The organism is Streptomyces sp. NPDC088097, assembly GCF_044741845.1.
Classification (GTDB): domain Bacteria; phylum Actinomycetota; class Actinomycetes; order Streptomycetales; family Streptomycetaceae; genus Streptomyces.
On sequence record NZ_JBIUTJ010000013.1, the window covers coordinates 17,083 to 40,565 of the forward strand.

Below are 23,483 nucleotides of genomic sequence, written 5' to 3' on the forward strand. Positions count from 1 at the left end.
CGCGTCTCACACTGTGAAACGCAAGTTCAATTTTTCCAAGAACAAGCGAGTCTGTATGTGCGGGTCCACGAACCACTGGGTCCGAGCCTTCGTCCGCCGCGTGGGGTAGCGGACGGTCGGGCGCACCAGATCTCTAATAAGCGCCGGCACAACCGGCCGGCCGGAGGGAAAGCGATGGGTAGGACACTCGCGGAGAAGGTCTGGGACGACCACGTCGTCCGGCGCGCCGAAGGCGAGCCCGATCTCCTCTTCATCGATCTGCACCTGCTGCACGAGGTGACCAGCCCGCAGGCCTTCGAGGGTCTGCGCCAGGCCGGCCGCAAGGTCCGTCGTCTGGACCTCACCATCGCGACCGAGGACCACAACACCCCCACCATCGACATCGACAAGCCGATCGCGGACCCGGTCTCCCGGACCCAGCTGGAGACGCTGCGCAAGAACTGCGCCGAGTTCGGCGTGCGCCTGCACTCGCTGGGCGACGTCGAGCAGGGCGTCGTCCACGTCGTGGGACCGCAGCTGGGTCTGACCCAGCCCGGCACCACCGTGGTCTGCGGCGACTCCCACACCTCCACGCACGGCGCCTTCGGCGCGCTGGCCTTCGGCATCGGCACCAGCCAGGTCGAGCACGTGCTGGCCACCCAGACGCTGCCGCTGGCCCGCCCGAAGACGATGGCGATCACCGTCACCGGCGCGCTGGGCGAGGGCGTCACCGCGAAGGACCTGATCTTGGCGATCATCGCCAAGATCGGCACCGGTGGCGGCCAGGGTTACATCCTGGAGTACCGCGGCGAGGCCGTCGAGCAGCTGTCGATGGAAGCCCGCATGACCATCTGCAACATGTCGATCGAGGCCGGCGCCCGCGCGGGCATGATCGCTCCCGACCAGACCACCTTCGACTACCTCCAGGGCCGTGACCACGCCCCGGTGGGCGAGGACTGGGACGCGGCGGTCGCGTACTGGAAGACCCTGCGCACCGACGACGACGCCGTCTTCGACGCCGAGGTCGTCATCGACGCCGCGGCGCTGTCCCCGTTCGTCACCTGGGGCACCAACCCGGGCCAGGGCGCGCCCCTGTCGGCCAACGTCCCCGACCCTGCTTCGTACGAGGACGCTTCGGAGCGCCACGCCGCCGAAAAGGCCCTGGAGTACATGGGGTTGACCGCCGGACAGCCGCTGCGCGACATCCGTGTCGACACCGTCTTCGTAGGTTCCTGCACCAACGGCCGCATCGAGGACCTGCGCGCGGTCGCGGGCATCGTCGAGGGCCGCAAAGTCGCCGACGGCGTACGGATGCTGGTCGTTCCCGGCTCGGTCCGCGTCGCCCTCCAGGCCGTGGCCGAGGGCCTGGACAAGGTCTTCAAGGAGGCCGGCGCCGAATGGCGGCACGCGGGCTGTTCGATGTGCCTGGGCATGAACCCCGACCAGTTGGCGCCGGGTGAGCGCTCCGCGTCCACCTCCAACCGCAACTTCGAGGGCCGGCAGGGCAAGGGCGGTCGTACGCACCTGGTCTCCCCGCAGGTGGCCGCCGCCACCGCGGTACTGGGCCATCTGGCCTCGCCCGCCGACCTGTCCGACGCCCCCGCGACCGCCGGAGTCTGAACCATGGAAGCCTTCACCACCCACACCGGCCGGGCCGTCCCGCTGCGCCGCAGCAACGTCGACACCGACCAGATCATCCCGGCCCACTGGCTCAAGAAGATCACCCGTGACGGGTTCGAGGACGGCCTCTTCGAGGCCTGGCGCAAGGACCCGGAGTTCATCACGAACCGCCCGGAGCGCGCCGGCGCGACCGTCCTGGTCGCCGGCCCCGACTTCGGCACCGGATCCTCGCGCGAGCACGCCGTATGGGCCCTGCAGAACTTCGGCTTCAAGACGGTCGTCTCCGCCCGCTTCGCCGACATCTTCCGGGGCAACTCCCTGAAGAACGGTCTGCTGACCGTGGTCCTGCCCCAGGAGACGGTCGACCGCCTCTGGGCGCTGACCGAGGCCGACCCCACGGCGGAGGTCACCGTCGACCTGGTCGACCGCAAGGTCCGAGCCGAGGGCATCGAGGCGGAGTTCGAACTCGACGACAACGCCCGCTGGCGTCTTCTGGAGGGGCTGGACGACATCTCGCTCACCCTTCAGAACGAAGGGGACATCGACGCTTACGAAAGCACCCGGCCCTCCTACAAGCCGCGCACGATTCAGGCGTGATTCCTGCCTGATCAGCGCTTATTCACCCCCGGGTGATCGCATCGGCAACCCTGTGCCCCCCGCCTTCCGGCGGGGGGCACAGCCGTTTGTTGAGGCCCCGTGAGGCGACAACTCGCCCCAGATGGCACAATCTGTGCATGGAACGCGACAGTCAACTCAAGCTCTACGAACTCGTCGCCGACCGGTTGAAAGAAGCACACACAACGGTGCGCTCACTGCAAGTCCCGGAGGGCGTAAGGATGGCGCTGTCCCGGAAGCTGTTGGTCGTCACTGCCGTCGCGAAGCATGATCTCGGGGATGCGGCAAGACGCCTGGACAGGTTGATGAAGGACCTCGACGAGGGTCGATTCCCTGAAGGCGACTGATGCGAAGGAACTCCGTAACGGCCTACATCGTTGCGGCACTAGGGTGATTAGCCCGTTTCGTGTTTGATTTGCGGTATATATCCGCCTAACGTGCGAAATAAGCTTGAACACATTCGTTCTGGCGAAGTCTCCGAAGGGGAAGACGTGAACAAGGCGCAGCTCGTAGAAGCGATTGCCGACAAGCTGGGCGGCCGCCAGCAGGCCGCGGACGCTGTCGACGCGGTACTGGACGCCATGGTGCGCGCGGTCGTCGCGGGCGACCGGGTCTCGGTCACGGGCTTCGGCTCGTTCGAGAAGGTCGACCGGCCGGCCCGTTACGCCCGCAACCCGCAGACGGGTGAGCGCGTCCGGGTCAAGAAGACCTCCGTTCCCCGTTTCCGTGCCGGCCAGGGCTTCAAGGACCTGGTCAGCGGCACCAAGAAGCTCCCCAAGGGCGACGAGGTGGCCGTCAAGAAGGCCCCCAAGGGCAGCCTGACCGGCGGAGCTTCCGCCACGGTCAAGAAGGCCGTCGCCAAGAGGGCCACCACGGCCAAGAAGGCCGCCGCGAAGACCGCGGTGGCCAAGAAGGCCACGCCCACGGTGAAGAAGACCGCGGCGCGCAAGACCACGGCGACCGTCAAGAAGACGGCCGCGAAGAGCGCGGTCGCGAAGAAGGCCACCGCCACCGCCAAGAAGGCGGCTCCGGCCAAGAAGACGACCGCGACGGCCAAGAAGGCCACCGCCACCGCGAAGAAGACCGCCCCGGCGGCCAAGAAGGCCACCGCGACGAAGGCGCCCGCCAAGAAGACGGCTGTGCGCAAGGCCACCGCGAAGAAGACCACCGCCCGCAAGAAGTAGGGGCACGAGTCACACACGCCGGGCCGGCTTCCCCCTCGGGGGAAGCCGGCCCGCGGTGCTTCGCCGCAGGTGGCGGAGGTGCGAGAAAGGCGCGGGAGAGACGGGCGGGACCCTCAGAAGGTCTGCAGGGTCACCAGGGTGATGCGCAGGGCGGCGCCCTCGCCGTCCGTCTCGATGCGCACCCGCTGGCCGGGCCGCAACAGCCGCAGACCGCCCGCGTCGAAGGCCGCGGGGGCGAAGGGCACCGGGGTGCCGTCGTCCAGCAGCACGCTGCCGCTGTGGGTCTCGGGGTCGTACGTGTACGCGGTCGCCTGCATACGCGCACTGTATCGGGCCGTGTGCCACCCCACGCCGAGGGAGAGGGCGGTCCTCAGGTCCGCCCCCGTGTCCACGTCCCTGCGTACGCTCTCCACGTCCGCCAGGGCGATTTCCACCGCCCCCGACGCCGAATGGCGGGCTCGGGACGGGCCTCCGAACGAGGGTGCCAATTCCCGGTCCGGACCGGCGGAAAGCAGGGTCGTACCGATTCCTGCCGCATCCGCCAGAAATGCCCGGGGAAAATCGGCGGCACTTTCGAGCACGCGTAGCAATTCCGGCGCCCGCAGAGCGGGCAGATCCGCGTTCATGGCGGCCACCCTCGCCCCCGGACGCCCGGCCCGGACCGCCCTCGCCCCGTGGTCCAGAGCCGCGTTGAGCCCGGCCCCCGGCAGATCGGGCAGGACCCGCGCGCCCAGTCGCGACAGCTCCCGACGGGCCACGGCGTCGTCCGTGACGACCACCACATCGGCGACCGCCGGACAGGCCAGCGCCCCCGCCACGGTGTCCTGCGCGAACGCCAGCGCGAGCCCCTGCCGGGAGGCCCCGACGGCCACCGCCAAACGGCTCTTGGCCTGCGCCAAGGGCTTGAGGGGGACCACCAGACTCCAGACGGCGTTCGTGACGGACCCCTTCCCTCCGGTGCGCTCCCGCACCCGCTCCGGTCACCGACGGGCCAAGGCCCGGTCATCAGTCGGCCCATTGTCGCCCCGGACCGCTCACGGAGGGCCCCCGTGGTGCGAGCGGGGCGTACGGTGTCCTCGACAGAGACCGGCCCCGGGGCGACACTTGTCCGGCCCACAAGGTGCCCGAGCCACGCACCGGTCGTAGAGGAAGGTGTCCGAGTGTCCCGCCGCAGAATCGGCTTCTGGTACCGCCTGGCGGCGGTCATCGCAAAACCGCCGCTGGTAGTGCTCTTCAAGCGGGACTGGCGGGGAATGGAGCACATTCCGGGCGACGGCGGTTTTATCACCGCCGTCAATCACAACTCGTATCTGGACCCGCTCTCGTACGCGCACTTCCAGTACAACACCGGCCGGGTGCCCCGATTGCTCGCCAAGGCCGGACTCTTCAAGGTGCCATTCGTGGGCATGATCCTGCGCGGCTCCGGCCAGATCCCCGTCTACCGCGAGACCACCAACGCCCTGGACGCATTCCGGGCCGCCGTGGCGGCGATCGAGCGCGGTGAATGCGTGGCCTTTTACCCGGAAGGCACCCTGACCCGCGATCCGGAGATGTGGCCGATGGCGGGCAAGACCGGCGCGGCCCGAGTGGCACTGATCACCAGGGCCCCCGTCATTCCCGTGGCCCAATGGGGCGCGAACCTCGCGATGCCCCCCTACGCCAAGGAGAACAAGGTCCGACTGTTCCCGCGCAAGACCCTCCAGGTGCTTGCCGGGCCGCCCGTGGACCTCTCCGCCTACTACGACCGGGAACCGACCCCGGACGTCCTCAAGGAGGTCACGGAGGTCATCATGGCGGCCGTCACCGACCTCCTGGAGGAACTGCGCGGGGAGAAGGCCCCCGCGCAGCCGTACGACCACCGCCGGGCCAGGGCGCAGCAGCGGCGGGACGCCGCGGGGGAGGACTACAAGTGACACAGCCCGTCAAGGCGGTCGTGTTCGGAACCGGCTCGTGGGGCACGGCCTTCGGCATGGTGCTCGCCGACGCCGGCTGCGAGGTGGTCCTGTGGGGCCGCCGCGCCGAGGTCGTCGACGCCATCAACACCGGCCGGAGCAACCCGGACTACTTCCCCGGCGTCGAGCTGCCCGCGAACCTGCGCGCCACCACGGACGTCGCCGAGGCCGCACGGGGCGCCGACTTCGCGGTCCTCGCCATCCCCTCCCAGACGCTGCGCGAGAACCTGGCCGCGTGGGCCCCGCTGCTGCCGCCCGAGGCCGTGCTCGTCTCCCTGATGAAGGGCATCGAACTCGGCACCGCCAAGCGGATGAGCGAGGTCATCGAAGAGGTGGCCAAGGTCCCCGCCGAGCGCGTCGCCGTGGTCACCGGCCCCAACCTGGCGCGCGAGATCGTCGCCCGCCAGCCCGCGGCCTCCGTCGTCGCCTGTGTGGACGAGGACGTGGCCCGGCGCCTCCAGGCCGCCTGCCACACCCCGTACTTCCGCCCGTACACCAGCACCGACGTCATCGGCTGCGAACTCGGCGGCGCCGTCAAGAACGTCATCGGCCTGGCCGTCGGCATCGCCGACGGCATGGGGCTCGGAGACAACACCAAGGGATCGCTCATCACCCGCGGGTTGGCCGAAGCCACCCGGCTGGGCCTGGCGATGGGCGCCGACCCGCTGACCTTCTCCGGCCTCGCGGGCCTCGGCGACCTCGTCGCCACCTGCTCCTCGCCGCTCTCCCGGAACCACACCTTCGGCACCAACCTGGGCCGCGGGATGACCCTGGAGGAGACCATCGCGGTCACCCGGCAGACCGCCGAGGGCGTCAAGTCCTGCCAGTCCGTGGCCGATCTCGCCCGCCGCCACGGGGTCGACATGCCCATCACCGACACCGTGGTCGACATCGTCCACGACGGGAAGCCCCCGCTGGTCGCCCTCAAGGAGTTGATGGGCCGCAGCGCCAAACCGGAACGTCGCTGAGCGCGATCCGGACGCTTGAGCGGGTACCCTCGTGGCGATATGAGCAGCGAGAACCTCCCCCAGACCCCTGAGCAGCAGGGCCGCAAGCCCCGCGTGGCCGTCGTGTTCGGCGGCCGCAGCTCGGAGCACGCCATTTCGGTCGTCACCGCCGGCGCCGTCCTGCGCTCCATCGACCGCACCAAGTACGAGGTGCTGCCCATCGGCATCACCACGGACGGCCGATGGGCCCTGACGGCCGATGAACCCGAGCGGATGGCCATCGCCGACCGCACCCTCCCGGACGTCGCCGCGCTCGCGGAGTCCGCGGAAGGCAGCGTGGTCCTCTCCGTCGACCCCGCCAGCCGCGAGGTCGTCTACAGCGAGCCGGGATCCGTTCCCAAGGCCCTGGGCGAGGTCGACGTGGTCTTCCCCGTGATCCACGGCCCCTACGGCGAGGACGGCACCCTCCAGGGCCTCCTGGAGCTGTCCGGGATCCCGTACGTCGGCTCGGGCGTCCTCGCCTCGGCCGTCGGCCAGGACAAGGACTACATGAAGCGGGTGTTCACCTCCTTCGGGCTGAAGGTCGGCCCGTACGTGACCATCCGCCCCCGCGAGTGGGAGGCCGACGCGGCCGCCGCCACGGCGAAGGTCATGGACTTCGCCGAGGAGCACGGCTGGCCGCTGTTCATCAAGCCCGCCCGCGCCGGATCCTCCATCGGCATCACCAAGGTCGACGACCCCTCCGGCCTGGACGCGGCGATCCGCGAGGCCCGCCGCCACGACCCGAAGGTCATCGTGGAGGCGCTGCTGCGCGGCCGCGAGATCGAGTGCGGGGTCCTGGAGTTCGAGGACGGCCCGCGCGCCAGCGTCCCGGCCGAGATCCCCCCGGTCTCCAGCCACGACTTCTACGACTTCGAGGCGAAGTACATCGACTCCGCCTCCGGACTCGTGCCCGCCCCGTTGACCCCGGAGCAGACCGAGGAGGTCCGGCGCCTCGCGATCGAGGCCTTCGACGCCGCCTCCTGCGAGGGCCTGGTGCGCGCCGACTTCTTCCTCACCGAGGACGGCGAGTTCGTCATCAACGAGATCAACACCATGCCGGGCTTCACCCCGATCTCGATGTACCCGCGCATGTGGCAGGAGTCGGGCGTCGAGTACCCCGAACTGGTCGACCTCCTGATCCAGGCCGCCCTGCGTCGCTCCACCGGGCTGCGCTAGGTCGCACGGGGCCCCGTACAGCCGACCGCCCGCCGGCCCGCCGTCAAAGGCGAGGCCGGCGGGCGGCGGTGTGCGCGGGGAGCCGGAGCGGGTGGGGGAGCGGCTCAGTAGGAGGAGATGCCGACGGGAACGGCCTTGGCCACGGCCGTGGACAGACCGACCAGCATCCCCGCGTCCGTGGCATGCTCCTTGTCGACCCGGACCTCGGTGTAGGCCAACCGCGCCCCGGTGATGAACCGGAACCCGCCGTCGGACGTCTTCGCCAACAACCAGCCGACGCCGTTCACCTCCACGCCCTCCTGCTTCGGATCCGCCATCTCGGGGGGCTTGGGGATACCGCACCGCAGTACGATCGCCGAGCCGCCCCACGCGGCGGTCAGATCCGACACCGGCTCGGTGGTGGTCCGTGCCAGCCCGGCCACCGTGTCGGGCAGCTCCTCGTGCAGCGCCGCACAGAGCGACGCCACCTCGGCGGGCGGGGCCGGGGGAGGATCCGCCCGCACCCCGGAGCCGCTCGGGGAGCAGCCGGCGAGGGCCAGGACGGCCGAGGCGGCGGGCAGGACCAGCAGACGCAGCGGCCGGGGGTGCGAAGACATCACCGGCCAAGAGTAGACGGGGGCTACAGATGGACCACCGGGCAGGTCAGGGTGCGGGTGATCCCCTCCACCTGCTGGACCTTGGCGACCACCATGCGGCCGAGTTCGTCGACGGTTTCCGCCTGGGCCCGCACGATCACGTCGTACGGCCCCGTCACGTCCTCGGCCTGGATCACCCCCGCGATCTTCCCGATGGACTCGGCGACGAACGACGCCTTGCCCACCTCTGTCTGAATGAGGATGTACGCCTGTACCACGGAACCTCCAGGGCGGCCACGAGGATCATTTCCCCTAACCTTCGGATGGGCCCAGGGAGATCGGGCGGGCCCGGGGAAGAAGGGACGCCACGGTACCGCGTCCCCGCACACCACGGGGAGACCCTTCCCCTACGTGCCGTGGGCATAACCCACGGCTCCGGCGCCACGCTTGGCGGGGCGTACGTACAGAAGAAGTTGACGTATCTGTTGACGGTACCCAGAGCTGTGACGGCTCGCGACCGCAAGCGGACCTGCCTAGAAGGGGCACAGCGATGAAGGGCACTGTGGGCGAGCTGGGGGAGTTCGGGCTCATTCGAGAGCTCACCTCACGGCTCACCACCACCCCGGCGGTCCGGCTCGGACCCGGTGACGACGCCGCGGTGGTGTCGGCTCCCGACCGGCGGGTCGTGGCGAGCACGGACATCCTCCTGGAGGGCAGGCACTTCCGCCGCGACTGGTCCACGGCCTACGACGTGGGCCGCAAGGCCGCCGCGCAGAACCTGGCCGACATCGCCGCCATGGGCGCCGTGCCGACCGCCCTCCTCCTCGGCCTCGTGGTCCCGGCGGAACTGCCGGTCACCTGGCCCACCGAGCTGATGGACGGCATCCGTGACGAGTGCCAGGTCGCCGGCGCGGCCGTGGTCGGCGGGGACGTGGTCCGCGGCGACACCATCACCGTCGCCATCACCGCCCTCGGCGACCTGCGCAACCACGAGCCCGTGCTGCGCTCCGGAGCCCGGCCCGGTGACGTCGTCGCCGTCACGGGCTGGCTGGGCTGGTCCGCGGCCGGTTTCGCGGTCCTCTCGCGCGGCTTCCGCTCCCCGCGGGCCTTCGTCGAGGCCCACCGGCGCCCCGAGCCGCCCTACCACGCGGGCCCGGCGGCGGCCGGACTCGGCGCCACCGCCATGACCGACGTCAGCGACGGGCTGATCGCCGACCTCGGCCACATCGCCGAGGCCAGCAAGGTGCGGATCGACGTGCGTTCGGGCGCGGTGGACATCCCGACCCAGATGCACGACATCGGCCAGGCCGTCGGCGTGGACCCGCTCCAGTGGGTGCTCACCGGGGGAGAGGACCACGCCATCGTGGCCACCTTCCCGCCCGACGTGAAGCTCCCGGCCCGCTGGAAGGTCATCGGGGAGGTGCTCAACCGCTCCGCGCTGCCCCAGGTGACCGTCGACGGGGCCCCCTGGACCAGCACCGGCGGCTGGGACCACTTCGGCCCCGACCCGGCCGACGAGGACGCCCCGCGATGAGCACCGCCCCGCCGCTGTGCCTGACCGTCGCCGGATCCGATTCCGGCGGCGGCGCGGGCATCCAGGCCGACCTCAAGACGATGCTGGCGCTCGGCGTGCACGGCATGAGCGTCGTCACCGCCGTGACCGCCCAGAACTCCCTCGGCGTGCACGGCGTCTGGGAGCTGCCGCCCGAGGCCGTGACCGCCCAGTACCGGGCCGTCGTGGACGACATCGGCGTCCGGGCCGTCAAGACCGGGATGCTGTCCTCCGCCGTCCTCGTGGAGACCGTCGCGGAACTGCTGGCCGGCACGGAAGCGCCGGCGGTGGTGGACCCCGTGGGCGTCTCCAAGCACGGCGACGCGTTGCTCGCCGCCTCGGCCCTGGACGCCGTACGCGCGGAACTGCTGCCCCGGGCCACGGTCGCCACCCCGAACCTGGACGAGGTGGCGCAGCTCACGGGGATCGAGGTGACCGACGAGGACGGCATGCGCCGGGCCGCCGGGGCGATCCTCGACTTCGGACCGCGCTGGGCCCTGATCAAGGGCGGCCACCTGGCCGCGCACGGGGGCGAGGCGGTGGACCTGCTGACCGACGGCGCCGAGGAACGGTGGCTGCGCGCCCCCCGCTACGACAACCGGCACACCCACGGCACCGGCTGCACCCTGGCGAGCGCCATCGCGGCGGGCCTGGCCAAGGGCCTGCCCGTACCGGAGGCGGTCACGGCCGCCAAGGAGTACGTCACCGGCGCCATCGCCGCCGGCTTCGCGCTCGGCGGGGGCATCGGCCCGGTGGACCACGCCTGGCGCTCACGCTGATCCCGACGGGGCCCGGTCACCGGGCCCCGTACCGGACGGCCCGCGTAAGGCTTACGGGGAGGCGTCCGGGAAAACCGTTCGGGGAAACCGTTCGGGGAAAGCAAAAGTCCGGACCACCAGAGGTGGACCGGACTTTTGGGCAACCGGAAGGGCTGCGCTACGACGACGATGAGGCGTCAGCGCGAGACCTTGCCGGCCTTGATGCACGAGGTGCAGGCGTTGAGGCGCTTCGGCGTCCCATTGACCACGGCACGCACGCGCTGGATGTTCGGGTTCCAGCGACGCGAGGTACGGCGGTGCGAGTGGGAGATGCTGTTGCCGAAGCTCGGCCCCTTGGCGCAAACGTCGCAGTTGGCAGCCACAGGTCACTCCAAAGACTTCAGATGCACTTACAGTGAAATCCGGCGCACCGGAATCAGAGATCTGAAGTGGCTTGCCGGACGAATGAGCCCGACTCTCGCCGGGCAACCTGAGCAGCATACAACGACTGCTTCGGTCCAAGAAAACTACCATGACCGGGCCGGCCCCGGCCCCGGGGTCCCGTCGCCCGGACCACCCTTCGTTACCCTGCGGTGAACCCTGGCCCGCACAAGGAGGAACGCCCGGTGGCGCACGAGTCCGGACCGCACACCCTCGACGCCGAAGCGGTGCGCACCTGGAGTTCGCTGGCCCTGGCCGCACTGGGCCGGGCCCGCGAGGACATCGACGCGATCAACGTCTACCCGGTCGCCGACGCCGACACCGGTACGAACCTCTACCTGACCGCCGAGTCCGCGGACCGCGCGCTCGCCGAGACCTTCGCCGCCCCCGTGACCAAGGGCACAACGGCTCCGGTGTCCCTCGCCGAGGCGGTACGGGCCTACGCCCACGGCGCCCTCATAGGCGCCCGGGGCAACTCCGGGACGATCCTGGCGCAGCTCCTGCGCGGGGTGGCCGACGTGCTCGGGGCCGAACCGTCCCGCACCGGCGCCCCCGGCCCCCTCCTGGCCCAGGCCCTGACCCGGGCCGCCGAGGAGGCCTACCGGGCCGTCGCGCACCCTGTCGAGGGCACCATGCTCAGCGTCGCCGGAGCCGCCGCCCGGGCCGGATCCGCCGTCGAGGCCGCCGCCGGAACGGCCGCCGGGACCGCCGTCGAGGTGGCCCGCGCCGCCTACGACGGGGCCCGCGCCGCCCTCGCCGAGACCCCGGGACAACTGGCCGTGCTGGGCCGGGCCGGAGTGGTCGACGCCGGGGGCTGCGGGCTCGTCGCCGTACTCGGCGCGCTGTGGCAGGCCCTGTCCGGGCAGGCCCCCGCCCCCGAGCCGGTGCGCGGCCGGGCCGTGCCCGTACCCCGTACCGACGAGCCCTGCGCCGAGGAGCAGGGCGGCCCCGCCTACGAGGTGGTCTACCTCCTGGAGGCCACCGAGGAGGCCGTCGAGACCCTGCGCGACGGTCTCGACGGGCTCGGCGACTCCCTGGTGGTGGTCGGCGGCGACGGGCTCTGGAACGTCCACGTCCACGTCGACGACCCCGGCGCGGCCGTGGAGGCCGGCGTGGTCGCCGGGCGGCCGTACCGGATCCGGATCACCCACTTCGGCGACGAACGCCGCCGGGCCCGGGCCCCGCGCGCCCAGCGGGCCGTCGTCGCCGTGGTGGCGGGCGAAGGGCTGGCCGGCCTGTGCGAGGAGGCCGGGGCCACCACCGTCGCCGCCCGCCCGGGGGAGCCGCCCACCACCGCCGAACTCGTCGAGGCCGTCCACCGGGCGCACGCCCGCGAGGTGGTCCTGCTCCCCGGCAGCGCCGAACTGCGCACCGCCGCGTCCGCCGCCGCCGAACGGGCCCGCGCCGACGGGGTGCGCGTGGCCGTCATCCCCACCCGCTCCGCGGTCCAAGGACTCGCCGCCCTCGCCGTGCACGACCCCGAGGGCAGCTTCGACGAGGACGTCGTCGCCATGACCGCCGCGGCCGGCGCGACCCGCTACGGGGAACTCGCCGTCGCCGAACGGCAGTCCTTCACCTCCGCCGGCATCTGCCAGGCGGGCGACGTGCTCGGCCTCATCGACGGAGACGTCGCCCTCATAGGAACCGAACTGGCCGCGACCGCCGAGGCGGTCCTGGAGCGGATGCTCGGCTCCGGCGGGGAACTCGTCACCCTCGTCCTCGGCCCCGAGGTGCCCGACGCCCTCGCAGGCCGCCTGGAGACCTACGTCCAACACGCGCACCTGGCCGTGGACACCGTCGTCTACCGGGGCGGACGCCACTCGGCGCCGCTGCTCATCGGGGTCGAATAGGCGTCGCGGGGCGGGCTTTGTCGGCGCCATGGTGTGCAATGGAAGACGTGCCCGCGCTCGACGAAGACCTCAAGAAGACCCTCGGCCCCGCCACCGCGAAGGTGCTGGCCGAGCAGCTCGGCCTGCACACGGCCCTCGACCTGCTCCACCACTACCCCCGCCGGTACGCGGAACGCGGCGAGCTGAGCCCGCTGACCGACCTCGCCGACCAGCTCGACGAGCACGTGACCGTCGTCGCCCAGGTCGCCGACGCCCGCGTCCTGACCTTCAACGGCGGGCGCGGCAAACGCCTCGAAGTCACCATCACCGACGGCAGCGGCCGGCTCCAGCTCGTCTTCTTCGGCGCCGGTGTCCACAAGCCCCACAAGGACCTGCTGCCCGGCACCCGGGCCATGTTCGCGGGCAAGGTCGGCGTCTTCAACCGCAAGTTCCAGCTCGCGCACCCCGCCTACGAGCTGCTGAGCGCGGACGCCTCCGACCGGGACGCGGCCGCCGCCTTCGCGAGCCAACTCATCCCGATCTACCCGGCCTGCGCCAAGCTGGAGTCCTGGAAGATCTCCAAGGCGGTCGACGCGGTCCTGCCCGCCGCCGCGGAGACCGTGGACCCCCTGCCGGCCGCCCTGCGCGAGGGCCGGGCCTTGGTCCCGCTCACCGAGGCCCTCCTCAAGATCCACCGCCCGACGACCAAGGCCGACATCGAGGACGCCCGCCAACGCCTCAAGTGGGACGAGGCCTTCGTCCTCCAGGTCGCCCTGGCCCGCCGCCGCCACGCGGACTCCCAGCTCCCCTCGGTCCCCCGCCGCCCCACCCCCGGCGGCCTCCTCGACGCCTTCGACGCGAAACTGCCCTTCACCCTCACCGAAGGCCAGGTGACGGTCTCGCGCGAGATCTTCGACGACCTCGCCACCAGCCACCCGATGCACCGCCTCCTCCAGGGCGAGGTCGGTTCGGGAAAGACGATGGTGGCGCTGCGGGCCATGCTCGCCGTCGTCGACTCCGGCGGGCAGGCCGCCATGCTCGCGCCCACCGAGGTGCTCGCGCAGCAGCACCACCGGTCCATCACCGAGATGATGGGCGAGCTGGCCGAGGGGGGCATGCTGGGCGGCTCCGACCGGGGCACCAAGGTGGTGCTGCTCACCGGCTCCATGGGCGTGCCCGCCCGCCGCAAGGCACTGCTCGACCTGATCACCGGCGAGGCCGGGATCGTCATCGGCACCCACGCGCTGATCGAGGACAAGGTGCGCTTCCACGACCTCGGCCTGGTCGTGGTCGACGAACAGCACCGCTTCGGCGTCGAACAGCGCGACGCGCTGCGGTCCAAGGGCAAGCAGCCGCCCCACCTGCTGGTGATGACCGCGACCCCGATCCCGCGGACCGTCGCCATGACCGTCTTCGGCGACCTGGAGACCTCCGTCCTGGACCAGCTGCCCGCCGGCCGCTCCCCGATCGCCACCCACGTGGTGCCGGCCAAGGACAAGCCGCACTTCCTCACCCGGGCCTGGGAACGGGTCCGCGAGGAGGTGGAGAACGGCCACCAGGCGTACGTGGTCTGCCCGCGGATCGGAGACGACGAGGACGACCCCAAGAAGAAGAAGGCCGAGGAGGACGGGGACAGGCGCCCGCCGCTCGCCGTCCTGGAGATCGCCGAACAGCTGCGCCGCGGGCCCCTCGCCGGACTGTCCGTCGAGGTGCTGCACGGACGGATGGACCCGGCCGACAAGGACGACGTGATGCGCCGGTTCACCGCCGGCGAGGTCAAGGTCCTGGTCGCCACCACCGTCATCGAGGTCGGCGTGAACGTGCCCAACTCCACCGTCATGGTGATCATGGACGCGGACCGCTTCGGCGTCTCCCAGCTCCACCAGCTGCGCGGCCGCGTCGGGCGCGGCTCCGCACCGGGGCTGTGCCTGCTGGTCAGCGAGATGCACGAGGCCGCCCCCGCCCGGGCCCGGCTCGCCGCCGTCGCGGCCACCCTCGACGGCTTCGAGCTCTCCCGGATCGACCTCGAACAACGCCGCGAGGGCGACGTGCTCGGCCAGGCCCAGTCCGGCGTGCGGTCCTCCCTGCGCATGCTGGAGGTGATCGAGGACGAGGAAGTCATCGCCCAGGCCCGCGAGGAGGCCACCCGCGTGGTCGCCGAGGACCCGGAGCTGGAGCACCTCCCCGGACTGCGCACCGCGCTCGACGCCCTCCTCGACACCGAGCGGGAGCAGTACCTGGAAAAGGGCTGAGCGGCGGCCCCCGCGCGCGACGACCTATCGTGGGCCAGGGCGCCGCAACGCGCCCGTCCCCCTCACCTCCCAGCGAAGGACCCCAGATGACCCGCGTGATCGCCGGCACCGCCGGCGGGCGGCGGCTGGCCGTGCCGCCCGGCACCGGTACCCGCCCCACCTCCGACCGGATGCGCGAGGGGCTCTTCTCCACCTGGGAGTCGCTGCACGGATTCGAAGGGGCCCGGGTCCTGGACCTGTACGCGGGCTCCGGCGCCGTCGGCCTGGAAGCGCTCTCCCGGGGCGCCGCCCACACCCTGCTCGTCGAGCCCGACGCCAAGGCCGCCAAGGCGATCCGCGAGAACATCGAGGCGGTCGGCCTGCCCGGCGCCGAATTCCGGGCCGGCAAGGCCGAGCAGATCGCGGCGGGCGCCGCGCACGCCGAGCCGTACGACATCGTCTTCCTGGACCCGCCGTACGAGGTCGAGCACGGTGATCTTGGCGAGATCCTGCTCACACTCCGGTCCAATGGCTGGCTCACCGACGACGCACTCGTCACCGTGGAGCGCAGAACCAGGAGCGGCGCGTTCCCGTGGCCCGAGGGCTTCGAGGCGTTGCGCTCGCGCAAGTACGGCGAGGGCACCCTTTGGTACGGTCGCGCCGCCGCCGGCGAAGATTCATGAAGCCCGTACGGGATAGCGAGGGAGTTCAGTTGCGCCGCGCCGTCTGTCCGGGGTCGTTCGACCCCATCACCAACGGACACCTCGACATCATCGGCCGGGCCTCCAGGCTCTACGACGTCGTCCACGTCGCCGTGATGATCAACCAGTCCAAGCAGGGCCTGTTCACCGTCGAAGAGCGCATCGAGCTGATCCGCGAGGCCACGGCCGACTACGGCAACATCGAGGTGGAGTCCTTCCACGGGCTGCTCGTCGACTTCTGCAAGCAGCGTGACATCCCGGCCATCGTCAAGGGCCTGCGCGCCGTCAGCGACTTCGACTACGAGCTGCAGATGGCCCAGATGAACATGGGGCTGTCGGGCGTCGAGACCCTGTTCGTGCCGACCAACCCCACCTACAGCTTCCTGTCCTCCTCCCTGGTCAAGGAAGTCGCCACCTGGGGCGGCGACGTCGCCCACCTGCTTCCGGCGCACGTCCACGCCGCCCTGCTGGAGCGACTGCGCGCGAAGTGACCGCGCGCGGCCCGGCCGGGCGCCGGCCGGGCCGGGGTCGAGCGGTCCTTGCCGCTCACCGGTCCCGGGGGCTTACAGTCGTGCCGTCCGTCTCGGGAAACGCCCGGGGCAGAGAGAGTGCGAGCCCCCATGGACGTACAGAAGAAGCTCGACGAGATCGTCGCGGCCGTCGGCGGCGCCCGTTCCATGCCGATGTCGGCCTCCTGCGTGATCAACCGCGCGGAACTCCTGGATCGGCTCGCAGAGGTGCGCGAGGCGCTGCCCGGCTCCCTCGCCCAGGCGCGAGAGCTCATCGGCGGACGCGACCACATGGTCGAGGAGGCCCGGCGGGAGGCGGACCGGATCATCGAGTCCGCACAGGCCCAGCGGGGTTCGCTGATCTCCGACACCGAGATCGCCCGCCGCGCGCAGGCCGAGGCGGACCGGATCCTGCACGACGCCCGCCGCGAGGCCGATGAGATCCGGGCCGAGGCGGACGACTACGTCGACAGCAAGCTCGCCAACTTCGAGGTGGTCCTCGCCAAGACCATCGGGGCGGTGGACCGCGGCCGCGAGAAGCTGCTGGGCCGCGGGCCCGGCCTGGACGAACAGGGCTTCGCCGACACGGACGCCCCCGAGCCGAGCCCCGACCCCCAGGTCCGGCGCGGGCAGGCGGACGCGTACGTGGACACCAAGCTGGCCACCTTCGAGGCCGTCCTCGCCAAGACCCTGGAGGCCGTCGGCCGGGGCCGCCAGAAGCTGCTGGGCCGGGCCCCCACGGACGACCTCGGCGCGCACATGGCCGCCCAGGACGCCGCCGAGGCCCAGGGCGGGCGCCCGTCGAGCGACGCGGACTTCCTGGCCGGCCTCGCCGAACCGGGCCCCGAGGCGGTGCGCGCCCCGATCCCCGCGCAGGCGCAGCCCCAGCCGCAGTACGACGCGTACCCCTACCAGCAGCCCGTCGCGCACCAGGACGCCTACGCCCCCGCGGCCTACGCGGAGCCCTACGCGGACCCGTACGTAAGCCAGGGCTACGGGGGCGGTCAGCAGGATCCGTACGGGGCGTACCAGCAGCAGACCGACCCGTACGGCGCCTACCAGCAGCAGCCGCAGACCCAGGGGCAGGTCCAGGGGCAGGTCCACCCCCAGGCGCAGCAGCAGGCGGCCCTGGACGAGACCAGCTTCTTCGACACGAGCATGATCAACGTGGAGCAGTTGCGCCAGTACGAACAAGGGCGCTAAGGCCGGATTGGGCGCAGGGCCCCGTGGCGGGTATCCTGGCTCTTCGGTCGCGCGTATGCACCGCGATCCATGCTGCCCGTAAGTGAACATTATTACGGGGCAGGTTTTGATCTTCAGCGATTGTGAAAGCAGGAACGGCCCTGAATACCCGCCTCGACCACCGCAACCCCCTCGTGTTCGACACGCACGAGCTGGGTCGGCGTCCTGGTGCCATGCAGCGGCTGTCCCGTGAGATCGCGACTCCGGCGGACTTCGGTCTCGCCGGCGTCATCGGGGTACCGGAAGGCGCCCCGCTGAAGCTCAGCCTCCGCCTGGAGTCGGTCATGGAAGGGGTGCTTGTCACAGGCACCGCTCGTGGCCGTGCCGTGGGGGAGTGCGTAAGGTGTCTGGAGGCCGTCGAGCGTGAGCTCAAGGCGGACTTCCAGGAGATGTTCTCGTACCATGACGCCGACGACCGGAACCGCTCTCAGGCGGAGCCGGCCGACGACGCCGAGGACGACGAGGACACGCTCTTCCTCGAGGACGGCTTGTTCGACCTCGAACCCGTGCTGCGCGATGTGGTGGTGCTCGCACTGCCCATGCAGCCGGTGTGCCGGGAGGACTGTCTCGGACTGTGCCCCGATTGCGGGCTCAGCCTGAACGACGATCCGGACCACCACCATGACGCCGTCGACATCCGTTGGGCGGCACTGCAGGGACTCGTCACCGATCAGGGCGTCGAGAAGGACAACATGAGCGGCACTGCGTCTGACGGAGTTCAGAGCGCCGCCGAGAAGCAGGAGAAGTAGCCGTGGCTGTTCCGAAGCGGAAGATGTCGCGCAGCAACACGCGCCACCGCCGGTCGCAGTGGAAGGCTGCGGTCCCCACCCTGGTTTCGTGCGAGCGTTGCCAGGAGCCGAAGCTCCAGCACATTGCGTGCCCGAGCTGCGGCACCTACAACAAGCGCCAGGTCCTCGAGGTCTGAGCGGCTGGTGAGAGGCGCAATGTCTGAGCTGTCCAACGCTGAGAAGCAGGCAGTCAGTAACAACGCGGCCTCGTCCCACGTGCTTCTGGAAGGGCGGCTCGGGTATCGACTCGAGTCCGCCCTTCTGGTGCGTGCGTTGACCCACCGCTCGTACGCGTACGAGAACGGCGGTCTGCCCACCAACGAACGGCTGGAGTTCCTCGGGGACTCCGTGCTGGGCCTGGTGGTCACGGACACGCTGTACACGACCCACCCCGACCTGCCGGAAGGCCAACTGGCCAAACTGCGGGCCGCGGTAGTCAACTCGCGTGCACTTGCGGAGGTCAGCCGCGGCCTCGAACTCGGTCTCTTCATCCGGCTCGGCCGGGGCGAAGAGGGCACGGGTGGCCGGGACAAGGCCTCCATCCTCGCCGACACCCTTGAAGCGGTGATCGGCGCGGTCTACCTCGATCAGGGCCTCGACGCGGCCTCGGAGCTGGTTCACCGGCTCTTCGACCCGCTCATCGAGAAGTCCTCCAATCTCGGGGCCGGCCTGGACTGGAAGACCAGTCTCCAGGAGCTCACGGCGGCCGAAGGGCTCGGTGTACCGGAATACCTGGTCACCGAGGCCGGACCGGACCACGAGAAGACCTTCACAGCTGCGGCCCGCGTCGGTGGTGTCTCGTACGGCATCGGCACCGGACGCAGCAAGAAGGAAGCGGAACAGCAGGCGGCGGAGTCCGCGTGGCGCGGGATCCGCGCCGCCGCGGACGAGCGGATCGCGGCAGCAGCGGCTGCGGCTTCCGGCGTCGTCACGGTGACGGGCGACGGGCCGTCGACGCCCGTCGACCCGGCGCCGGACGCCTGACCGCTTTCTTTTACAGTGACCCCGTCGCACCTCGGTGCGGCGGGGTTTTCTGTTCCACGTCCAGGTCCACGTCGGCATTCACGTCCCGCGTCTCGTCCCACGTCCCCGTTCACGTCTACGCCCCTCACCTCACTCCTCCGGAGGAACACCGTGCCCGAGCTGCCCGAAGTCGAAGTGGTGCGGCGGGGACTGGAGCGGTGGGTGGCCGGGCGGACCGTCGCCGAGGTCGAGGTGCTGCATCCGCGCGCCGTACGCCGCCACCTCGCGGGCGGCGCCGACTTCGCCGCGCGGCTGACCGGGCAGACCATCGGGGTGCCGCGGCGGCGGGGCAAGTACCTGTGGCTTCCGCTGGAGGGGCGCGAGCTCTCCGTCCTCGGGCACCTCGGGATGAGCGGGCAGTTGCTGGTGCAGCCGGCCGACGCCCCCGACGAGAAGCACCTGCGCATCCGGGTCCGCTTCGCCGACGGGGGGCGCGAGCTGCGCTTCGTCGACCAACGCACCTTCGGCGGGCTCTCCCTCCACGAGACCGTGCCCGACAGCGCCGAGGGGTTGCCCGACGTCATCGCGCACATCGCCCGCGATCCGCTCGACCCGCTGTTCGAGGAGGGCGCCTATCACCTGGCGCTCCGCGCCAAGCGCACCACCATCAAGCGGGCCCTGTTGGACCAGTCGCTGATCAGCGGCGTCGGCAACATCTACGCCGACGAGGCGCTGTGGCGGGCGAAGCTGCACTACGAACGTCCCACCGCCGGCCTCCCCCGCCCCCGCAGCGTGGAACTCCTCGGGCACGTCCGGGAGGTCATGAACGCGGCCCTCGCCGCCGGCGGCACCAGCTTCGACAGCCTGTACGTCAACGTGAACGGCGAATCCGGGTACTTCGATCGGACCCTGGACGCCTACGGGCGGGAGGGCGAGCCCTGCCACCGTTGCGGCACGCCCATGCGGCGTCGGGCGTGGATGAACCGCTCCAGCTACTTCTGCCCGCGCTGTCAGCGGCAGCCGCGCGAGGCGTCGTAGGACTGCCGGGAGACCAGGACCTGGTCCATGTTGCCCTCCACGAAGTGGATCAGGGAGAGCAGGCGGTCGGCGACCTCGCGGCCCAACGCGGTCAACTCGTAGTCGACGCGGGGCGGGTTGGTCGTCTGCGCCTCGCGCAGGACGATACCGTCCCGTTCCAGCGCGTGCAGGGTCTGGGAGAGCATCTTCTCGCTCACGCCCTCGACCCGGCGGCGCAGCTCGTTGAACCGAACGGGGCCCTCGCGCAGGGCGCCGACCGTCAGGCTGCCCCAGCGGCCCGTGACGTGTTCCAGGGTCTCCCGCGAGGGGCAGGACCGGGCGAACACGTCGAAGGGCAGGTCGGACAGCCCGCACGACGGGGTCGGGGCGTCGGTGCCGGCCGGCGCGGTGGCTTCGGTGCGGGCGGAAGTGTCCATGAGGAGAGCGTACTCCCGGGTGGCGCACCCTGTCTGCCTGCGCTTACAAATTCACAGCGCTAACGAGGAGCTTGCACTTTCGAAAAGTTAGTGCTTTTCTTTCTCTCGTCGCACCGCGGCACATTTGGAACGCCTCCAGGGAGATCAGCCATGTCCGCAGTCCCGTCCGCCCCCGCCGTTTCGACCCCTGTCGTCTCGATCGCCTACCACTCCGGCTACGGGCACACGGCGGTCGTCGCCGAGGCCGTCGCGGCCGGCGCCGCCGACGCCGGGGCGACCGTGCACCTGGTGAAGGTGGACGAGATCGACGAGGCCGCCTGGGAGCTGCTCGACGGCTCCGACGCCATCGTCTTCGGCTCCCCGACCTACATGGGCACGGCCTCCGGCGCCTTCCACGTCTTCGCCGAGGCCACCTCGAAGCGCTGGTTCGGCGACGTCTGGCAGGACAAGGTCGCCGCCGGCTTCACCAACTCCGGATCCAAGAGCGGCGACAAGCTGCACACCCTGCAGTTCTTCCAGATCCTGGCCGCGCAGCACGGCATGAGCTGGGTCAACCTGGGCCTGAAGCCGGGCTGGAACTCCACCACCGGCAGCGAGAACGACCTCAACCGCCTGGGCTTCTTCGCCGGCGCGGCCGCCCAGACCAACTCCGACGAGGGTCCCGAGGGCGTCCACAAGGCCGACGTCGCGACCGCCGAGCACCTCGGACGCCGCGTCGCCGACCACACCCGCGTGGTCCTCGCCGGTCGCGCCGCCCTGGCCGTCGCGAGCGTCTGAGCCGGTCCTAGAAGCCGAAGTCCTGGGTCCACCAGGGGCCGCCGGAGCCGAGGTACACGCCGACGCCCAGGGTGCGGAACTCGCAGTTGAGGATGTTCGCCTTGTGGCCCGGGCTGTTCATCCAGGCCTGCATCACGGAAGCGGCGTCGCCTTGGCCGCGGGCGATGTTCTCACCGCCGAGGCCGGAGAGCCCCGCCTTGTCGGCCCGGGTCCAGGGAGTGTTCCCGTCCGGGTCCGTGTGGTCGAAGAAGCCCCGTACGGCCATGTCCTTGCTGAACGCTCCGGCCAGCGCGGCCAGCGGAGGGTTCGCCCGGACCGGGACGCAGCCCGCCTGCGCCCGCGCCTGGTTCACCAGGGTGAGGACGGCCGCCTCCTCGGCGGCGCGGCCGCCGTCGGGCGCCGGGGTCGAGGGCTTGGCGGCCGGGGGCTTGGGGACGACGGGCTTCGGGGTCACGGGCTTGGGGGCGACGGGCTTCGGAGCGGCGGGCTTCGGGGGCTGTGGGGCAGCGGGCTTCGCCGGCGCCTCGGCCTTCCGCGTCTCCTTCTCCGCCGTCTTGTCAGGTGTCGCCGGCTCGGTCTTCTCGGGCTCCTTGACGGAGGCCGAGGGCGACGGGGTCGTCGAGGGGGATGCCGAAGGGGAGGGAGTGGCGGAAGCGCTCGGGGAGGCCGAGGGGGCGCGCTTCGAGGCGGCGGGGTCGGGGACGGAGGAGGCCCGGCCGGACAGGTTGGCGAGACCGCCCTGCTGCTCCATCGAGGAGGAGCCGGGCGAGGACTTCTCCCCACCCGCCTCGGTCTTGGTCCCCGCGTCCGTGCCCACGTAGGGGAAGGAGCCGCCGACCGGGACGAACCCCGTGGTGACGGCCGCCGTGCCGAGGGCCACGGCGACGGACACGCCGAGCAGGCCGTTGCGCACGACGGTGCGGCGCCTGGCGCCGGGCCGCGGGGCGGCGTGGAGTCGGTGGCGTCCCATCGACGGCCTGCCTTCCCTTGCGAGATCAAACGCTGATCGCACGCTCTCACCCGAACGGATGAGGCATTGGTGGGGGACTGTAGTCCATGGGCGGAGGGGGGCGATGTGCTCCGAAAGTGTTTGCCCGGTTAGCGTTCATGCATGAATGAAGATGTCCGCATGACCGCGTGGGTGCGCGGCCGTGTACAGGGAGTGGGCTTCCGTTGGTTCACCAGGGCGAACGCTCTGGAGATCGGCGGCATGCTCGGCTTCGCCCTCAACTTGGACGACGGTCGAGTACAGGTCGTGGCCGAAGGTCAACGTGAGAATTGCCACCGGCTCCTGGAGTGGCTGCGCTCCGCCGACACGCCCGGGAGGGTGGACGGGGTGACAGAGATCTGGGGCACACCGCGCGGTGGCTACGACGCGTTCGAGATCCGGTGAGCGATCGACTGATCATGAACTGATCAGATCTCTGGATGGTCGGCAGGCGTCGGATCTGCGCATTCGTCGCCGGCGCGTTGCCTTCGCGGGTGATCCGTGGAAGGCTCGGAGACGAGGATGATCTCTCCGCCCCTTGCGCGGATCGGGCTGCCCGCCGATACGGGGCGTGATCGTGTTGACCGTCAAACTTTTTGGTGAGACGCTGGAAGCCCCGCGCACCTGAGCTGTTTGGCAGTGTTGGCAGTAGTAAGTGCAGTGACTGACAGTCGCTGTCGGACATCCGCGGGTGCGATTCCCTCACGACCCACACCGCTTCCGGTCGGTCACTCAGTGTGGAGGACCATCCATCATGGCAAAGGCGCTTCTCGGTTACGTCGGCGGTTCCGACCCGCGACTCCTCGCCGAGATGCGACGGCTTCAGCAGCGCGTTCAGGACCTCGAGTCCGAACTCGGACGGATCCAGTCCGAGAACGACGCGCTCAACGCCGCCGCCGCACAGCACGGAGACTCGCTGCTCGACAGCATCGACCTCGACGTACCCCAGGCGGAGCCTGCGCTCACCTGATCCGCGCTCACCCGTCAGTCGAACCCAGACCCGCATGATCTGCAAGGGACGCTCCGGCGTCCCTTCTTTCTTTCCGCTCCTCGTCCCCGGCCGGCCGCCGCCTGCCCCCTCGACCCGCCGCGACGGGCATTGGGCCAGGTGGGGGACCGATCCACCCGGGGATTCCCTCCACGTCCGGAGTGCCCCGCAC

26 protein-coding genes and 1 pseudogene are annotated in these 23,483 nt (G+C 70.9%); 21 read left to right on the forward strand and 6 right to left on the reverse strand.

Features of this window, described 5'->3' with window-relative positions:
- The first annotated feature begins 174 nt into the window (after window positions 1–174).
- The 4 genes from leuC (at window position 175) to ACIOD1_RS27790 (ending at window position 3,398) form a co-directional block, all read left to right on the forward strand.
- Entirely contained in the window at window positions 175–1,599 is a 1,425-nt protein-coding gene (gene leuC / locus ACIOD1_RS27775; RefSeq protein WP_365623223.1) for a 3-isopropylmalate dehydratase large subunit, read from the forward strand.
- 3 nt (window positions 1,600–1,602) lie between these two features.
- On the forward strand, window positions 1,603–2,196 hold the full coding sequence (gene leuD, locus ACIOD1_RS27780; protein WP_401905283.1) for a 3-isopropylmalate dehydratase small subunit: 594 nt from the start codon (window positions 1,603–1,605) through the stop codon (window positions 2,194–2,196).
- 137 nt (window positions 2,197–2,333) lie between these two features.
- Complete coding sequence (locus ACIOD1_RS27785; RefSeq protein WP_365623219.1) at window positions 2,334–2,561, forward strand: hypothetical protein; 228 nt, start codon at window positions 2,334–2,336, stop codon at window positions 2,559–2,561.
- Window positions 2,562–2,705: 144 nt separating this feature from the next.
- Window positions 2,706–3,398, forward strand: coding sequence for an HU family DNA-binding protein (locus tag ACIOD1_RS27790; RefSeq protein ID WP_365623217.1), 693 nt, complete (start codon window positions 2,706–2,708; stop codon window positions 3,396–3,398).
- 314 nt (window positions 3,399–3,712) lie between these two features.
- On the opposite strand, the pseudogene cofC reads toward ACIOD1_RS27790, so the two are convergent.
- Window positions 3,713–4,369, reverse strand: a pseudogene (cofC, locus tag ACIOD1_RS27795) (2-phospho-L-lactate guanylyltransferase); the annotation flags it as partial.
- Window positions 4,370–4,558: 189 nt separating this feature from the next.
- Between cofC and ACIOD1_RS27800 the strand changes: the two are divergent.
- From ACIOD1_RS27800 to ACIOD1_RS27810, 3 genes are read left to right on the forward strand one after another with little or no spacing between them, the layout of a single operon-like run.
- A complete protein-coding gene (locus ACIOD1_RS27800) occupies window positions 4,559–5,311 on the forward strand; it encodes a lysophospholipid acyltransferase family protein (protein WP_365623216.1) in 753 nt (250 codons plus the stop codon).
- Window positions 5,308–6,318: an NAD(P)H-dependent glycerol-3-phosphate dehydrogenase gene (locus ACIOD1_RS27805; protein WP_365623214.1), complete on the forward strand. Its 1,011-nt coding sequence runs from the start codon at window positions 5,308–5,310 to the stop codon at window positions 6,316–6,318. The genes ACIOD1_RS27800 and ACIOD1_RS27805 overlap by 4 nt, the downstream gene beginning before the upstream one ends.
- A gap of 39 nt (window positions 6,319–6,357) precedes the next feature.
- Window positions 6,358–7,515 (forward strand): D-alanine--D-alanine ligase family protein, encoded by a 1,158-nt coding sequence (locus tag ACIOD1_RS27810; RefSeq protein WP_365623212.1) that lies wholly within the window; start codon window positions 6,358–6,360, stop codon window positions 7,513–7,515.
- 104 nt (window positions 7,516–7,619) lie between these two features.
- Here ACIOD1_RS27810 and ACIOD1_RS27815 read toward each other — a convergent pair whose 3' ends face one another.
- Entirely contained in the window at window positions 7,620–8,111 is a 492-nt protein-coding gene (locus ACIOD1_RS27815; RefSeq protein WP_365623210.1) for a DUF3515 domain-containing protein, read from the reverse strand.
- A 23-nt stretch (window positions 8,112–8,134) separates the two neighbouring features.
- On the reverse strand, window positions 8,135–8,368 hold the full coding sequence (locus tag ACIOD1_RS27820; protein WP_365623208.1) for an Lrp/AsnC ligand binding domain-containing protein: 234 nt from the start codon (window positions 8,366–8,368) through the stop codon (window positions 8,135–8,137).
- 272 nt (window positions 8,369–8,640) lie between these two features.
- Between ACIOD1_RS27820 and ACIOD1_RS27825 the strand changes: the two genes are divergently transcribed.
- Together ACIOD1_RS27825 and thiD are read left to right on the forward strand one after the other, a co-directional pair.
- Entirely contained in the window at window positions 8,641–9,624 is a 984-nt protein-coding gene (locus ACIOD1_RS27825) for a thiamine-phosphate kinase (protein ID WP_365623206.1), read from the forward strand.
- Window positions 9,621–10,421: a bifunctional hydroxymethylpyrimidine kinase/phosphomethylpyrimidine kinase gene (gene thiD / locus ACIOD1_RS27830; protein ID WP_365623204.1), complete on the forward strand. Its 801-nt coding sequence runs from the start codon at window positions 9,621–9,623 to the stop codon at window positions 10,419–10,421. Before ACIOD1_RS27825 ends, thiD begins: the two co-directional genes overlap by 4 nt.
- A 176-nt stretch (window positions 10,422–10,597) precedes the next feature.
- Here the strand turns inward: thiD and rpmB are convergent, their stop codons facing one another.
- A complete protein-coding gene (rpmB, locus tag ACIOD1_RS27835; RefSeq protein ID WP_073911113.1) occupies window positions 10,598–10,783 on the reverse strand; it encodes a 50S ribosomal protein L28 in 186 nt (61 codons plus the stop codon).
- Between the two features lie 243 nt (window positions 10,784–11,026).
- Between rpmB and ACIOD1_RS27840 the strand changes: the two genes are divergently transcribed.
- The 9 genes from ACIOD1_RS27840 to mutM all read left to right on the forward strand — a co-directional run bounded on the left by ACIOD1_RS27840 (window position 11,027) and on the right by mutM (window position 20,142).
- Window positions 11,027–12,691 (forward strand): DAK2 domain-containing protein, encoded by a 1,665-nt coding sequence (locus ACIOD1_RS27840; protein WP_401905291.1) that lies wholly within the window; start codon window positions 11,027–11,029, stop codon window positions 12,689–12,691.
- 38 nt (window positions 12,692–12,729) lie between these two features.
- Complete coding sequence (recG, locus tag ACIOD1_RS27845; RefSeq protein ID WP_401905294.1) at window positions 12,730–14,922, forward strand: ATP-dependent DNA helicase RecG; 2,193 nt, start codon at window positions 12,730–12,732, stop codon at window positions 14,920–14,922.
- Between the two features lie 86 nt (window positions 14,923–15,008).
- Window positions 15,009–15,584 (forward strand): 16S rRNA (guanine(966)-N(2))-methyltransferase RsmD, encoded by a 576-nt coding sequence (gene rsmD / locus ACIOD1_RS27850; RefSeq protein ID WP_401905297.1) that lies wholly within the window; start codon window positions 15,009–15,011, stop codon window positions 15,582–15,584.
- A 29-nt stretch (window positions 15,585–15,613) separates the two neighbouring features.
- Window positions 15,614–16,093 carry a pantetheine-phosphate adenylyltransferase gene (gene coaD / locus ACIOD1_RS27855; protein ID WP_365623196.1) on the forward strand — a complete coding sequence of 160 codons (480 nt, stop codon included), beginning with the start codon at window positions 15,614–15,616 and terminating at the stop codon, window positions 16,091–16,093.
- Between the two features lie 129 nt (window positions 16,094–16,222).
- On the forward strand, window positions 16,223–17,314 hold the full coding sequence (locus ACIOD1_RS27860; protein WP_365623194.1) for a cell division initiation protein: 1,092 nt from the start codon (window positions 16,223–16,225) through the stop codon (window positions 17,312–17,314).
- Between the two features lie 140 nt (window positions 17,315–17,454).
- On the forward strand, window positions 17,455–18,102 hold the full coding sequence (locus ACIOD1_RS27865) for a DUF177 domain-containing protein (RefSeq protein WP_365623260.1): 648 nt from the start codon (window positions 17,455–17,457) through the stop codon (window positions 18,100–18,102).
- Window positions 18,103–18,104: 2 nt separating this feature from the next.
- Entirely contained in the window at window positions 18,105–18,278 is a 174-nt protein-coding gene (rpmF, locus tag ACIOD1_RS27870) for a 50S ribosomal protein L32 (RefSeq protein ID WP_003965982.1), read from the forward strand.
- Between the two features lie 19 nt (window positions 18,279–18,297).
- Complete coding sequence (gene rnc / locus ACIOD1_RS27875) at window positions 18,298–19,125, forward strand: ribonuclease III (RefSeq protein WP_365623192.1); 828 nt, start codon at window positions 18,298–18,300, stop codon at window positions 19,123–19,125.
- Window positions 19,126–19,275: 150 nt separating this feature from the next.
- A complete protein-coding gene (gene mutM / locus ACIOD1_RS27880; protein ID WP_365623190.1) occupies window positions 19,276–20,142 on the forward strand; it encodes a bifunctional DNA-formamidopyrimidine glycosylase/DNA-(apurinic or apyrimidinic site) lyase in 867 nt (288 codons plus the stop codon).
- On the opposite strand, the gene ACIOD1_RS27885 is transcribed toward mutM, so the two are convergent.
- Complete coding sequence (locus tag ACIOD1_RS27885) at window positions 20,115–20,558, reverse strand: helix-turn-helix domain-containing protein (RefSeq protein ID WP_365623188.1); 444 nt, start codon at window positions 20,556–20,558, stop codon at window positions 20,115–20,117. The genes mutM and ACIOD1_RS27885 overlap by 28 nt on opposite strands.
- Before the next feature lie 150 nt (window positions 20,559–20,708).
- Between ACIOD1_RS27885 and ACIOD1_RS27890 the strand changes: the two genes are divergently transcribed.
- Complete coding sequence (locus ACIOD1_RS27890; protein ID WP_401905303.1) at window positions 20,709–21,335, forward strand: flavodoxin family protein; 627 nt, start codon at window positions 20,709–20,711, stop codon at window positions 21,333–21,335.
- Window positions 21,336–21,342: 7 nt separating this feature from the next.
- Here ACIOD1_RS27890 and ACIOD1_RS27895 read toward each other — a convergent pair whose 3' ends face one another.
- Complete coding sequence (locus ACIOD1_RS27895; RefSeq protein WP_365623184.1) at window positions 21,343–22,305, reverse strand: CAP domain-containing protein; 963 nt, start codon at window positions 22,303–22,305, stop codon at window positions 21,343–21,345.
- Window positions 22,306–22,446: 141 nt separating this feature from the next.
- On the opposite strand from ACIOD1_RS27895, the gene ACIOD1_RS27900 reads away from it, so the two are divergent.
- Window positions 22,447–22,728: an acylphosphatase gene (locus ACIOD1_RS27900; protein ID WP_365623182.1), complete on the forward strand. Its 282-nt coding sequence runs from the start codon at window positions 22,447–22,449 to the stop codon at window positions 22,726–22,728.
- Window positions 22,729–23,077: 349 nt separating this feature from the next.
- On the forward strand, window positions 23,078–23,293 hold the full coding sequence (locus ACIOD1_RS27905) for a hypothetical protein (protein WP_030227372.1): 216 nt from the start codon (window positions 23,078–23,080) through the stop codon (window positions 23,291–23,293).
- Window positions 23,294–23,483: the final 190 nt, after the last annotated feature.